This window comes from Pseudorhodoplanes sp. (genome assembly GCF_035565855.1).
Classification (GTDB): domain Bacteria; phylum Pseudomonadota; class Alphaproteobacteria; order Rhizobiales; family Xanthobacteraceae; genus Pseudorhodoplanes.
Genome location: NZ_DATMRX010000170.1, coordinates 1 through 12875, shown reverse-complemented (window position 1 = coordinate 12875; position 12875 = coordinate 1). Strand labels below are relative to the sequence as shown.

The window sequence follows — 12875 nt, the reverse complement described above, 5'->3', positions numbered from 1 at the left end:
CACGGCCGCCCTAGCGTAATAGCTCAAGGGCCGCTGCATGCACGCGCGGGTCGCTGGCCGCGACGACTGCGCCGCCAAGTCCAGCCGGACCGCCATCCCACGAGGTCACGATGGCGCCAGCGCCATTGAGGATGGGGATCAGCGGAAGAATATCGTAGGGCTTGAGCCCGGTTTCGATCACGAGATCGATGTGCCCGGCCGCCAGCATGCAATAGGCATAGCAGTCGCCGCCATAACGCGAGAGCTTCACCCGTTCTTCGACCTTGCGAAAGGTCGCCCGGTCATTCTCGTCCATCAGCAAGGGACTGGTGGTGAACAGGATGGCGTCCGACAATCCGGCGCAGGGCCGCGTACGCAGCTTTCGCTTGCCGGCCGGCCCTCGATATTCCGCGGCGAGGCCGTCGCCGGAAAACAATTCGCGCGTGAAGGGCTGATTCATCAGGCCGAAGACCGGCTCGCCGAGCCGGGTCAGTGCAATCAGCGTGCCCCAGACCGGCATTCCGGCGATAAACGATTTGGTGCCGTCGATCGGGTCGAGCACCCAGACATATTCCGCCTCTGCGCGTTCCTGACCGAATTCCTCGCCAATGATGCCGTGCTCCGGAAAGGTCCGCCGGATCAGCGTACGCATCGCCTGTTCGGCGGCGCGATCGGCGGCGGTCACCGGATCGAAATGTCCGGCGGGGCCCTTGTCGTCGATGCCGAGCGATGTGCGGAAAAACGGGAGAATCGTCTCCCCGGAAACCGCGGCAAGCTGATCGATGAATGCCGCAAAATCGATTGCCGTCATGTGTCCCGCCGCGCCCGTGTCGATCTCCACCTATCGAATCGGCGCAGCCCCGGCAACCGAGCGCGTGCCTTGTCGCGACCGCGCGGCCGTGCCAACACACAGCCCCTTGCTTGCACCAACCGCTCTTAGGCCGGGAACCATGACAGCGGACGTGGCGCGCCGGGATTCCATTGCGACGCGCGATACGGTCGTGCTGGTGATGGCGCTCGCCGGCATTTACATGGTCAGCCAGTTCCTGCGGAACTCGGTAGGCGTCATCGCGCCGAATCTGGCGACCGAACTCAATCTGTCGGCGTCCGAAGTCGGCCTTTTATCGAGCGTCTTCTTCTTTTCGTTCGCCGCGGCCCAGATTCCGCTCGGCGTCGCGCTCGATCGCTACGGGCCGCGCCGCTGCATGCTGGTCTGCGCGGGCATCGCGATCGTCGGCACGCTGATGTTTGCGGCGGTGGCCTCCCCGTTCTGGCTGACGGTCGCGCGCGTTCTTATGGGGCTCGGCTCGTCCTGCTATTTGATGGCGCCGCTGGCGCTCTATGCGAAGCGTTTCCCGCCGGATCGCTTCGCGACATTGGTCGGCGTGCAGCTCGGGCTCGGCACCGTCGGAACCCTGCTTGCGACCGCGCCCTTTGCGTTCGCGGTGGCGCTGATCGGCTGGCGCATGAGTTTCGTGGTGATCGCGGGCATGGTGGTTGCGGCCGCGATCCTCGTCTCCGTCGTCGTGAAGGACGACAAGGACGGCACGCCGCGTGCGCGCGAGACCCTGCGGGACAGCCTCAAGGGGACCCTGGCAGCGATCCGCGTGCCGTCCTTCTGGCCGGTCTTTGCGGTCCAGCTCGCGAGCTATTCCAGCTTTGTCGTGGTGGTCGGATTATGGGGCGGTCCGTACCTGACGCATATCTACGGCTATTCTCTTACCGAACGCGGCAACATGCTGTTCGTCGCGGTCCTCGCGCAGATCGTCGGATCGATGCTGTGGGGACCGAGCGATCGCCTCTTCAACAGCTACAAGATACCGATCCTGATTGGCCTGCTGCTGACTGCGGCGACCCTGGGGCTTGCCGCGATCGTCGGCATATTCAGTCCGATTGCCCTGTTCTTGTGGTTTGTCGCGATCGGGCTGTTCCCGGCGGTGCTGTCCGTCGTGATCGCCAACGGCAAGTCGCTTTTTCCCCCGGTGCTGGTCGGACGCGGCATGACGCTCATGAATATGGGCACGATGGGAGGGGTGTTCGTGAGCCAAAGCGTCACCGGAGCCGTTATCGATCTGTTTCCCATCACGACAGAGGGGTATGCATTAAATGCATACCGAGCCGTGTTCGGGTTCCAGGCAGTCTTTATCTTGTTGACTCTATTAATCTTTTTGTGGGCGCGCGATCCGCGGCGTTCGCCCCCCTCTTGGGGATAGGTCAGTGACACTGACGTTTTCACTTGCTTTTGGTGCGGCGCAATGCAATATTGCTGCAGCGCGGCAATGTGCTTCGCACATTCCCGCCGCCCTCCTTGGGCGTTTCCTCCCTAGACTTGGGCCGCTAGATCACTAGCGGCCCTTTTTTCTTTTCAGCCCCTTTTTCTTGTCAGATGCGCATGTGGACGTGACGGCGCGAAGGCCTCCGCTACCGCATCACTCCGCGGCAGATCGATAAGGCCGCAATTCTTCCAGTGGAATTGCGGCCACAGCATCAGCCAGCGTCTCGAGATCCTTGGCCAGCCGGCGAAAGCCCGCTGTGCGCTCGTGATTGCGTTCGTTCATGTAGAGCGCGCGATTGAGTTCGATCTGCAGCGCATGCAGTCCCGCGGACGGGTTGCCGTAATGCTCGGTGATGAAGCCGCCGGCATAGGGCTTGTTGCGGCTCACCGTGTAGCCGAGCGAGCGCAGAAGCTGTTCTGCGGTCTCTGCCACCGCCGCGACGCAACTCGTTCCGTAGCGATCGCCGATCACGACGTCGGCGCGGGGGCGGTCGTCACGCGAGCCGGTCGCGGATGGCATCGAATGGCAATCGATCAGCACGGCCGTCCCGAAATCCGAATGCACCTTCGTGAACAGGCGGCGCAGGGCCCGGTGATAGGGCTTGTAGAGGCTCTCGATGCGCCGCAGCGCGTCATCGACCGAGATGCGCTGGTCGTAGATTTCCTGGGCGTCGCCGACAACGCGCGCCACGGTTCCAAGCCCGCCGGCAACCCGCATCGAACGCGTATTGGCGAAGGACGGCAGCCGGCCATCGAACATGCGCGGATCGAGTTCGTAGGGTTCGCGATTCACATCGACATAGCAGCGCGGAAAATGCGCACGCATCATCGGAAAGCCGCGCGGCACCACGCCAGCGATCAATTCGTCGACGAATGAATCCTCGCTTCGCCGCAGTGTGGCATGATCCAGCCGGGCGGCCATCAGAAACGTGCGCGGGTAAACCGAGCCGCTATGCGGTGAGTTGAAGACCACCGGACCGCGGTACTGATCCGGCTCGATCACATCGAATGGGGGGTCGAAATCGTCGGAAACCGTCATCGACACCGATAATTCTTCTGGCCGTTGTGAGTTCGCAACATAGGCGTCCGGACCGCTTTCCGGTATCTTTTTTCGCCGTCCGATGCAGTTTTTTGAACGGGTTTCGTCCGGCGGGCCTTTGCTTTCACCCGATATTTACCGGGCACCCCGCTAATGGATCAGGGGCAGGGAGAAAGCGGCGGGCGCATATCGGCGCCGCCATCTTGCAAACTCGGCCCCGGACATGGAAGCTTGGCCGCCCTACCGGGCGGATCATGAGATCGGTTGAGTTTATGAGTAACGATCTGCCGAAAATCCTGCTTGCTGAAGATGATACCGACATGCGGCGCTTCCTCGTGAAGGCGTTGCAGAATGCCGGCTTCAACGTCGTGTCATACGACAACGGGCTTTCGGCCTATCAGCGGCTGCGCGAAGAGCCTTTCGAATTGCTGCTGACCGATATCGTGATGCCCGAGATGGACGGGATCGAACTGGCGCGCCGCGCCTCGGAGCTCGATCCGGACATCAAGATCATGTTTATCACCGGCTTTGCGGCCGTTGCATTGAATGCCGATTCCCAGGCGCCCAAGCACGCGAAGGTGCTGTCGAAGCCGGTGCATCTGCGCGACCTCGTCAACGAGGTCCAGAAGATGCTGGCGGCCTAAGACTTTCGCGTAAACCATTCCCGGCCTCATAGTGAGAGGCGCCCGACGGGCGCGTCTCGAACCATGTGGCCGCATGTTCATTCACCGCCATTGCCGGGCGTAACCCGGCCGGTTCTGTTGTCATGGCCGGGCTTGACCCGGCCATCCATCTTTTTGTGTGGTGGATTGCCGGGTCACGCAGCTTCGTTGCGCCCCGGCAACGACATTCAACGCCGCCTTCGCAAATCGCTCGCGATCACCTTCGCCGCATTATGACCCGGCGCGCCGGTGACGCCGCCGCCGGGATGCGTGCCCGAGCCGCAGAGATAAAGCCCCGCGACCGGCGAGCGATAGTCGGCATAGCCGAGCATCGGCCGTGCGGAAAAAATCTGGTCGAGCGTCATCGCGCCGTGGAAGATGTCGCCGCCGATCAGGCCGAAATCGCGTTCGAGATCCAGCGGGGTCAGCGCCTTGCGCGCAATCACGCTCTGCTTGAATCCCGGAGCGTATTTGTCGACCGTCGCGATCATCAGGTCCGCGACCTCGTCGCGATGGGCATCCCATGATGCGCCGTCCGGCAATTCCGGCGCGACATGCTGGCAGAACAGGCTCGCGACATGCGCGCCCTTAGGCGCGAGCGAATCGTCAAGCGTCGAGGGAATCAGCATTTCCACGATCGGCGCGCGGCTCCAGCCGAATTTGCGTGCGTCGTCATAGGCGCGGTCCATATACGCAAGCGACGGCGCGATGATGATGCCGGCGGTATGGTGGTCGGCGAGGTCGCGTCCGGGCAGGGCGGTGAAGCTCGGCAGTTCGGAGAGCGCGACATTCATCCGGAAGGTGCCCGATCCGCATTTCCACCGCTTCATGCGCGCGAGAAAGGCCGGTGGCAGCGCCGTGTCCGGTACGAGCCGCTCATAAAGAAGTCGCGGATTGACATTGGCGACGACCGCGCGCGCGCGGAGAACGCGGCCGTCATCCAGCACGACACCGGTGGCGCGGCCCTTCTCGACGATCACTTCGCGGACGCCGGCTTTGGTTTCGATATCGGCGCCGTATGAAGCGGCCGACTTCGCCATCGCCTGGGTGATCGCGCCCATGCCGCCGATGGCATGGCCCCAGATGCCCTTTTTGCCGTTCACCTCGCCGAAGCAATGGTGTAGCAGCACATAGGCCGAGTTCGGCGTGTAGGGGCTGGCGTAATTGCCGACCACGGCATCGAAGCCGAGCACCGCCTTGATCGGATCGCTCTCGAAAAATCCGTCGAGATAATCGGCGGCGGACTTGGCGAACAGGTCGAGAAGTGCGCGCTGGCGCTCCATGTCGAGCTTGCGCAGCCGCTTGCCGACGAAGGCGAGACGCAACGCCTCGCGAAACGAGCGTGCATTCCAGCCCTGCACGAGGTTGGGCGGTTGCTGCAGCACGAGATCGCGCAGCACATCAGTGATGGCCTCGAGCTCCTGCCCATAGGCGTCGTAGGCATCGGCGTCCTTTGTGCTGAACTTTGCGATCTCGGACTTTGTGCGCCCTTCGCCGGTGAGAAGATAGCGGCCGTCTTCGGTCGGCAGGAAGTTCAGCGCGCGGCGCTCGACGATTTTCAGTCCGTGACCGGCGAGATCGAGGTCGCGGATCACCTTCGGATTGAGGAGGCTCACCGTGTAGGCTGCGACCGAATTGCGGAAACCGGGGTGAAACGCCTCGGTCACGGCGGCGCCGCCGACCACCGGGCGGCGCTCCACGAGCTTCACCTTCAGCCCGGCCATGCCGAGATAGGCGGCACAAACCAGACCGTTATGTCCGGCGCCGATGATGAGGACGTCGAAGGATTCGGCCATCGCTCGCCCTTGTCCGCTGCCCGCGGAGCGCGCGGGCGAGTGCGGGAAATTACTCCGCTGCCGCCGCCATGCGCCGCCGCTTCCTGCGAACAAGGCCGAGCAGCGGAATGCCGACCAGCAGGACTGCGATGCCGAACAGCGCGCCGCGCCCTGTATAGACCAGGCTGGAATAGATCAGATAGCCGCAGATCAGGCAGAACAGGATTGGAGTCACCGGATAGAGCGGCACCTTGAACGGTCGAGGATGATCGGGCTCGCGCCGGCGCAGCACGAACAGCGAAATCCCGACCAGCATCAGAAAAAACCAGAACACCGGCGCCGTATATTCGACCATCGCCTTGAAGCCGTCGCGCGCCATCGCGCCGAAACAGATCAGCACGAATGCGATGATGCTCTGCACGATGATCGCATTGCGCGGGTTGTTACGCACGTCGTCCCAGACCCGCAGCTTTTCGAGCGCCAGATCCTGTCCCAGCGCGTGGTAAAGCCGGGCGCCGGTGAAGATGGTCGCGTTCATGGTGGTGAGAGCGGCAACACAGACAATCATGCTGACGATGATGGCGCCGGATTGTCCGAAAGCCAGGCGCATGACATCGGCGGCGATGGCGTCGCTCTTGCGCATGCCTTCGAGACCGAGGGCAAAGAGGTAGCCGATATTCACAAGCACATAGACGAGGGTGACGATGGCGGTGCCCGCCAACAGGAGGCGGACCATGTCGCGCCCGACGTCGCGGACATCGCCCGAAAGATACGCGGCCTCGTTCCAGCCACCGTAAGTCAGCAGAATGAAAACCATTGCGAGGCCGAGCATGCCGTATCCCGGTCCGGAACCTGTGGCGGCAACGGGCGGCTTGCTGCCCAAATTCATCAGCCCAACGACGACCATCATTGCCATGGCGGCGACGAGGATCACGGTCAGGATGTTCTGGGCGATCTTGCTTTGATAAGTGCCGGCAATGTTGACGAGCGTCAGCATGACCAATGCCAGCGCGCCGTAGATCGCAGAGCCATAGCTGCCCAGCGAGAACATCTCCTGAGCGTAATCGCCGAATACAAAGGCGACGGCCGCGATCGCGCCAGTCTGGATGACGGTGGTACGCGCCCAGGCAAACAGGAATCCGACCGGCAAGCCATAGGCGCGGGTCAGAAAATGATACTCGCCGCCGGTGGAGGGATACGCCGCGGCGAGTTCGGAATAGACCAGCGCGCCAATCAGCGTGGTCAGGCCGCCGCATAGCCAGAGCGCGACAAAAACCCATTCATTGGGACTGAACAGCGCGACGAGTTGCGGTGTCTTGAAGATGCCGATGCCGATGATGATGCCGACCATCATCAGCGCGCCGTCAGTAACGGAGAGACTGGCGCGCGGCGCGTTCGAGCTTTGCGTTGTCATTGAGAAAATCCTGCGCGCCGCGCAAATGTGAGAGGAAAACGGACCGCGAAGATCCGTCTTCCTATTGTGGCCGGTTAGCGAAGGCTGGAAAAGCCCTCCAAGCGATCAGGCCTTGGTGGCCTTCCAGCCGTCTCCGGCAATCGAATCGCCGGAGACTTTGCCGCTATAGGTCTTGCCATCGACCTTGAAGGTGATGTTGGCGCCGGTCAGCTTGCCGTCGGTGATGTCGACGGTCTTGCCGCCGATGTCGGCCTTGCCGGTGAAAAACTGGTATTTCTGATCGAGGTCGAGCGTCATCTTCTGGGCGCCGTCGACCTGCCATTTGCCGCCGACCTTGGCTGGCACGATCCAGAAATACACGTTGCGGCCGTTCACGTTCTCGTGGACCTCCGGCTTCCAGTCACCCATGTCGAAAGCGTGCGAGACGATGCGCGAACCGGGCTTCATGGTGTCGAGGATCTTCGGGCGCAGCCGCAGGTTGATGTCGGTGAGCAGGTACATCGCCATGACATCGGCCTTGCTCAGATCCTCCTCGAACAGATTCGCGATCTTGAATTCGACCTTGTCGGTGACGCCGGCCTTCGCGGCGTTTTCCTTGGCTTCCTTGATGCGCTGCGGGTTGATGTCGACGCCATAGCCGCGCGCGCCGCGCTTTGCCGCCGTCACGACCATGCGGCCGTCGCCGCAACCGAAGTCGATCATGTAATCGCCGGACCCGACCTTGGCGAGTTCGAGCATCCGATCCACCACTTCCTGCGGGGTCGGGACATAGATGACGTCGAGACGCGGCTCCTGCTGCGCTTGAGCCACGCTCGCGGCGACGAGGCCGGCAGCGAGGGTCAGCGCATAGACGGTGGGACGAAACGATACCAGGCGCGAAATCATTCGAAGCTCCCTATGGGCGTGTGCTGTGTTCTTGCGTCCCGGCCGTCGCCCGGGCTGCAAGGCGTACACCTTATGCGCGATCCTTATTCCCTTTATGGCGGCTTTGGAACCGGTTCGCCGTGGCGCAAGGTTTCGCCGAAAGCTTGCTTCATACCGGTCGACAGACTATAGGGGCGCCTCGGTCCGCAACACCGGACACGGGCGCGTAGCTCAGCGGAAGAGCACTACCTTGACATGGTAGGGGTCACAGGTTCGATCCCTGTCGCGCCCACCATCACAGATCCGGACCGCCCGCGATCACCTTGGCCTTGATTGCAAGCCTTTCAGGACCGGTGACGCCGACGCCCCGGGGCGCCTGCGCGCGGGAACTCGTTCACATCGCATTCATGGCAAGTCACACAAAACCGGCTTGGGCTGCGTGCGATCTGCCGATCGGGGCGCGGCGCGGCGACGGGCGTAAAGCTGGCCGATCGCCGACCTATCGCATTTCTCTGGGGGAGCTGAATCATGAAGAAAACAATGACGAAATTTGCGCTGGCAGCTGCGGTTGTCGCGCTCGCGATCGCTGGCTCGGCCGGTGACTCGATGGCAAAGGGCAAGAAGAAGGCCGCCGCGGCCTGCACGCCCGGAGCTCTGAAGACGGCCGCCTGTGGTCCGGCCGGCTGCACGATGCAGCGTTGCTGGGCCGACGGGAAATGGTATCCGTCGCTGCTCGCCTGCTGGTCGCCCTGGTGCCCGAAGTAACCGTACCATCAGCCTGATCTGTTGAAAGAGGCCTGCGTCGGGGCGGTAAGCGCCGCCGCGGGCTTCTGTCGCAGCCGAACATCTGTCTCGTCTTGAACGATCGCAATTCACTGGGGAGTGAAGCAAACGCTCGCAGCCGCCGTGGTCGGCGTGGCCATGGTCGGCACCAGCGCAGACAGCATGGCGCGGGGTGCCAAGTAGGCGTCTTAGGGCACGGTGCGGGTCACCAAGACCACGTGCGCAAGTAGGGCTGCCGCTTCCAGCGCTGCTGGTGGACTGGCGAACATGGCGTCTGGGACCCGTCGGCCGCGTTCTGCCTCTCGCCTTGGTGCCCGAAATATTGAGGAAAATCCCGGCCGCATGTCGCGTGGCATGCGGCCTTCTTTCTGTCGATATTGAGGTATCTTGATAGGGTTTCGGGCCCTTTCCGGGTTTGACTTCCTGTCCGCAAATCCCTAGTTTCCGCGCGAACCCGGCCGCGCTTGCGCGGCCATTTTTGATGCGGCCTCATGGCCGCCAGATCCGAGAACGGCCATGAAAGTCCGCAATTCGCTTCGTTCCCTGCGCGCCCGCCACCGCGACAATCGCCTCGTGCGCCGCAAGGGCCGCGTTTACATCATCAACAAGACGCAGAAGCGCTTCAAAGCCCGCCAGGGCTGATCCGCAACGAGGAAAGGTCGCGCCGGCGCAATTTCACGCAGGCGTGACGTTATTGCGGGCTTGCCCGTCCGGCAGGGCGGCGCTTAAGTTCGTGCGCATGCGAACCATGCTGTCCAGGACGGCTGCCGTCGCGCTGATCGGCGCGCTGGCAGTTTGCGCGCCATTTTTTCCAGCTGCGGCTCAGGACCGCAATTCCGGTGAGGATCGGACCTTCGCCGAACCGCCGGCCAAGCTTCCGAAGGTGCCACGCGGGCAGGATATCGACTTCCTGTTCGGCGCGCTTAAGGCCGCGCCCAGTCCGGAGGCCGCCAAGGCGATCGAGGGCCGCATCTGGGCTCTGTGGATGATTACCCCGAGCGATACCGCCTCGCTCCTGATGAACCGCGTTCGCAGCGCGGTCGATGCCAAGAATCTCGATCTTGCGGTGACGCTGCTCGACTCGATCGTGGTGCTGCGTCCCGATTATGTCGAAGCCTGGAATCGCCGCGCGACGCTCCACTATCTGCGCAAGGATTTCACCCGCTCGCTTCAGGATCTCCGCCAGACGCTGGCGCGCGAGCCGCGGCATTTCGGTGCCCTCGCCGGGCTCGGTCTGATCATGCAGGAGCTCGGCGAGGACAAGCGCGCCCTCGAGGTTTATCGCAAGGCGATCGAGGTCAACCCGCACATGCCGCGCATTCCCGATTTGATCAAATCGCTGACCGAGAAGGTCGAAGGGCGGGAGATCTAACCGGCGTCGGGCTGACTTGCCGTTTGGGTGCCGGCGAGAAGCGAGCTCTCGCCGACTGTACTCAGTCCAGAGAGAGATTGAGCGATTTGATCAACGGCAACCACACCGCGCGGTCGTCCTGGACAAGTTTTGCGAACTCCGCGGAGTTGCGGACCATCGGAAGCACGCCGGCTTCGCTGAACCGCTTGAGAACATCAGCATCGTTCAGCGCTGTGTTGAGCGACGTGCGCAGCCTCTCGATTGCGGCCGGCGGCGTCTTGGCCGGGACGATCAATCCCTGCCAAGCATAGACGTCGTAATCCTTAATTCCGCTTTCCTCGACCGTGGGAACGTCCGGCAGGACCTGCAAGCGTTCCTTGGTTGAAACTGCAATAGGCCGCGCCTTGCCCTCGCGGATAAGGCCGACGCTCGCTGCAAGATCGACGTACATCACCGAAATTGAACCGGCGAGGAAATCCAGAAGGGCGGGAGCGACGCCGCGGTAGGCGATCGGCGTGATGTCAATGCCGGCCCGATACTTCAGCATCTCCATCGCCATTTGAATCGGATGCCCGATTCCGCCCGAGCCGTAATTTAGTTTGCCCGGGTCCTTTTTTGCAATCGCGATCAAATCCTTCAGATCTTTGACCGGCATTGACGGCTGGACGATCAGGACCATCGGCAGCTTTGCGATGGTGCTGACAAGCGCGAAATCCTTGTCGGCATCGTAGGGCAGTTTCTTGTAGAGCCCGAGATTGTAGACCAGCTCACCATTGCCGGTATTTGCGATCGTATAGCCGTCACCTGGGGCCTTGGCAGTAGTATCCATTGAAAGGATGCCGGCGGCGCCCGGCTTGTTTTCGATCACCAGCGGCTGCTTGAGGTCCGGTGCCATCTTCTGAGACAGCACGCGCGCAAGGAAATCCGATGCTCCGCCCGCAGGATAACCGACCATCCATTTGATCGGCCGATCCGGATAGGGCTGCGCGATCGCGGATGTCGTTATGGCAAGCGTGCCGCACACGATTGCTGCTGAAATCATTCTTCTTAGAAGTGGCATGCGGATCTCCCTATGCGCGTTTTGGTTGTTGTTCGCTGGCTCTTTGCGGCCAGGTTTCGTCGGTGATCGTCGTTTGACAAATAAGACGAAAATCTGACAATAATGTCAACTGTGCGATGAAGGCAAGAACCCGTCGAAACAAGAGCCGGGAACGCCGAACAGGGAGATCAGTGATGAGCCTGTCCAAGACGGTTGCTGGCAAGGTCGGGCAGACACTCGCCGAACTTGGTGCGCGTCAATGCTTCGGCGTGATTGGGACGGCCAATTTCAAGGTCACGCACGCACTCATCAATTCAGGTGTTCGCTATGTACCGGCGCGGCATGAGGGCAACGCAGCGACAATGGCAGATGCGTACGCGAAGGCGACGGGCGAACTCACGTTGCTCAGCGTGCATTCAGGGCCGGGGCTGACCAACGCTTTGACCGGAATTGGTGAAGCAGCCAAAAGCCGGACGCCGTTGCTGGTGCTTGCCGGAGACGCGCCTGTCGGGGGCGTCACGTCCAATTTCTATTTCGATCAAGGCGCAATGGCGCAGTCGGTTGGGGCCGTGGCGGAGCGAGTGCATTCGGCACATACTGCTCTGAACGATACGGTTCGCGCCGTAACGCGCGCGATGCGCGATCGTCAAACAGTGGTGTTGAGCCTCCCAATCGATTTGCAGGATCAATTGGTGCCCGAGGGCATTTCAGCACCCGGCATGCCGACTCCCGTGGGGCCGATCATTCCGGCCACGGAGGCGATTGAGAGCCTTGTAGAAGACATTCTGAAAGCGAAACGGCCGGTCATTCTCGCCGGGCGGGGTGCGGTGATCTCCGGCGCCGAGCAAGGTCTCCTCGAACTCGGCGATCGCATCGGTGCGGTGATGGCGACTACCGTATGCGGACATGGCTTGTTTAACGGCAATCCCTGGTCGATCGGGATATCCGGTGGTTTCGCTTCTCAGTACGCGGCGAAGCTGGTGGCGCAAAGCGATCTCGTCCTTGGCTTCGGCGCGACATTCACGCAGTGGACGACGCGCATGGGCCGGATGATCACTCCAAAATCCATCCTTGCGCAGATCGATATCGATGCGAGCCGCCTCGGCATGCAGCGACCGGTACGGCATGCGATCCAGGGTGATGCCGACGCGACTGCGCGCGCCATTCTCAAAGAACTCGACCGTCGTCAATCGACCTCGGCGCGGACCGGATGGCGCAGCGAAAAGCTGCGGCAGGAGATAGCGGCAGGCTCCAGTCACAATGAACCTTATGACGACGAATCGGACGGAAACGTCATCGATCCGCGCACCCTGAGCAAAGCCCTCGATCGCATCCTGCCCAAGGAACGCGCGTTGGCTTCTGACGCTGGCCACTTCATGGGATGGGCTCCGCGCTATCTCCGGGTCCCGGATGCGCGCGCCTGCTGCATGAGCTTTTCGTTTCAGTCGGTCGGGCTTGGAATGGGTTCGGCGATCGGGCTTGCCACCTCGCAGCCGGAGCGACTGGCGGTTCTGGTCACCGGCGATGGCGGTTTCTTTATGTCGCTGTCTGATCTGGAAACCGCGGTCAGGCTTGGGCTGCGTCTGTGCATTGTGGTCTATGACGACGAAGCTTACGGCGCGGAAGTCCATCGCTTCCGGCGCGACGGCCTGAATGTCGATTTCGTGCAATTTCCTGGCGCCGACATCGCCTCC

At 62.0% G+C, this 12875-nt stretch carries 12 protein-coding genes and 1 tRNA gene; 7 read left to right on the top strand and 6 right to left on the bottom strand.

From position 1 onward, the window contains the following. Positions 1-10: 10 nt before the first annotated feature. On the bottom strand, positions 11-790 hold the full coding sequence (gene hisN, locus VN004_RS09310) for a histidinol-phosphatase (protein WP_325609234.1): 780 nt from the start codon (positions 788-790) through the stop codon (positions 11-13). A 139-nt stretch (positions 791-929) separates the two neighbouring features. Here hisN and VN004_RS09305 point away from each other — a divergent pair, with 139 nt between their 5' ends. Beyond that, a complete protein-coding gene (locus VN004_RS09305) occupies positions 930-2192 on the top strand; it encodes an MFS transporter (RefSeq protein ID WP_325609232.1) in 1263 nt (420 codons plus the stop codon). A gap of 216 nt (positions 2193-2408) precedes the next feature. Here VN004_RS09305 and VN004_RS09300 read toward each other — a convergent pair whose 3' ends face one another. Beyond that, positions 2409-3293, bottom strand: a complete 885-nt coding sequence (locus tag VN004_RS09300; RefSeq protein WP_325609230.1) for an N-formylglutamate amidohydrolase — start codon at positions 3291-3293, stop codon at positions 2409-2411. A 272-nt stretch (positions 3294-3565) separates the two neighbouring features. Between VN004_RS09300 and cpdR the strand changes: the two genes are divergently transcribed. After that, positions 3566-3937: a cell cycle two-component system response regulator CpdR gene (cpdR, locus tag VN004_RS09295; protein ID WP_325609228.1), complete on the top strand. Its 372-nt coding sequence runs from the start codon at positions 3566-3568 to the stop codon at positions 3935-3937. Between the two features lie 206 nt (positions 3938-4143). On the opposite strand, the gene VN004_RS09290 is transcribed toward cpdR, so the two are convergent. The 3 genes from VN004_RS09290 to VN004_RS09280 all read right to left on the bottom strand — a co-directional run bounded on the left by VN004_RS09290 (position 4144) and on the right by VN004_RS09280 (position 8029). Continuing rightward, positions 4144-5751 carry an NAD(P)/FAD-dependent oxidoreductase gene (locus tag VN004_RS09290; protein WP_325609226.1) on the bottom strand — a complete coding sequence of 536 codons (1608 nt, stop codon included), beginning with the start codon at positions 5749-5751 and terminating at the stop codon, positions 4144-4146. 49 nt (positions 5752-5800) lie between these two features. Continuing rightward, positions 5801-7144 carry an APC family permease gene (locus VN004_RS09285; protein ID WP_325609223.1) on the bottom strand — a complete coding sequence of 448 codons (1344 nt, stop codon included), beginning with the start codon at positions 7142-7144 and terminating at the stop codon, positions 5801-5803. Between the two features lie 105 nt (positions 7145-7249). After that, positions 7250-8029 carry an SAM-dependent methyltransferase gene (locus VN004_RS09280; protein ID WP_325609221.1) on the bottom strand — a complete coding sequence of 260 codons (780 nt, stop codon included), beginning with the start codon at positions 8027-8029 and terminating at the stop codon, positions 7250-7252. 199 nt (positions 8030-8228) lie between these two features. Here VN004_RS09280 and VN004_RS09275 point away from each other — a divergent pair. From VN004_RS09275 to VN004_RS09260, 4 genes are all read left to right on the top strand, one after another. Then, positions 8229-8303 (top strand) — tRNA-Val (locus VN004_RS09275). A 233-nt stretch (positions 8304-8536) separates the two neighbouring features. Continuing rightward, complete coding sequence (locus tag VN004_RS09270; protein WP_325609219.1) at positions 8537-8773, top strand: hypothetical protein; 237 nt, start codon at positions 8537-8539, stop codon at positions 8771-8773. A 534-nt stretch (positions 8774-9307) separates the two neighbouring features. Then, positions 9308-9433, top strand: coding sequence for a type B 50S ribosomal protein L36 (gene ykgO / locus VN004_RS09265; protein ID WP_325609217.1), 126 nt, complete (start codon positions 9308-9310; stop codon positions 9431-9433). A 106-nt stretch (positions 9434-9539) separates the two neighbouring features. After that, positions 9540-10163, top strand: a complete 624-nt coding sequence (locus VN004_RS09260; protein WP_325609215.1) for a tetratricopeptide repeat protein — start codon at positions 9540-9542, stop codon at positions 10161-10163. 61 nt (positions 10164-10224) lie between these two features. Here VN004_RS09260 and VN004_RS09255 read toward each other — a convergent pair whose 3' ends face one another. After that, positions 10225-11184 (bottom strand): tripartite tricarboxylate transporter substrate binding protein, encoded by a 960-nt coding sequence (locus VN004_RS09255; RefSeq protein ID WP_325609213.1) that lies wholly within the window; start codon positions 11182-11184, stop codon positions 10225-10227. 191 nt (positions 11185-11375) lie between these two features. On the opposite strand from VN004_RS09255, the gene VN004_RS09250 reads away from it, so the two are divergent. Then, the coding region (locus VN004_RS09250) for a thiamine pyrophosphate-binding protein (protein ID WP_325609211.1) at positions 11376-12875 on the top strand (1500 nt) is incomplete at its 3' end.

Excerpts from the sequence above, each read along its gene's own strand:
- VN004_RS09260 (WP_325609215.1), top strand. The coding sequence starts at position 9,540 with ATGCTGTCCAGGACGGCTGCCGTCGCGCTGATCGGCGCGCTGGCAGTT.
- VN004_RS09255 (WP_325609213.1), bottom strand. The coding sequence starts at position 11,184 with ATGATTTCAGCAGCAATCGTGTGCGGCACGCTTGCCATAACGACATCC.
- VN004_RS09300 (WP_325609230.1), bottom strand. The coding sequence starts at position 3,293 with ATGACGGTTTCCGACGATTTCGACCCCCCATTCGATGTGATCGAGCCG.
- ykgO (WP_325609217.1), top strand. The coding sequence starts at position 9,308 with ATGAAAGTCCGCAATTCGCTTCGTTCCCTGCGCGCCCGCCACCGCGAC.
- hisN (WP_325609234.1), bottom strand. The coding sequence starts at position 790 with ATGACGGCAATCGATTTTGCGGCATTCATCGATCAGCTTGCCGCGGTT.
- VN004_RS09285 (WP_325609223.1), bottom strand. The coding sequence starts at position 7,144 with ATGACAACGCAAAGCTCGAACGCGCCGCGCGCCAGTCTCTCCGTTACT.
- VN004_RS09305 (WP_325609232.1), top strand. The coding sequence starts at position 930 with ATGACAGCGGACGTGGCGCGCCGGGATTCCATTGCGACGCGCGATACG.
- cpdR (WP_325609228.1), top strand. The coding sequence starts at position 3,566 with ATGAGTAACGATCTGCCGAAAATCCTGCTTGCTGAAGATGATACCGAC.
- VN004_RS09270 (WP_325609219.1), top strand. The coding sequence starts at position 8,537 with ATGAAGAAAACAATGACGAAATTTGCGCTGGCAGCTGCGGTTGTCGCG.
- VN004_RS09280 (WP_325609221.1), bottom strand. The coding sequence starts at position 8,029 with ATGATTTCGCGCCTGGTATCGTTTCGTCCCACCGTCTATGCGCTGACC.
- VN004_RS09290 (WP_325609226.1), bottom strand. The coding sequence starts at position 5,751 with ATGGCCGAATCCTTCGACGTCCTCATCATCGGCGCCGGACATAACGGT.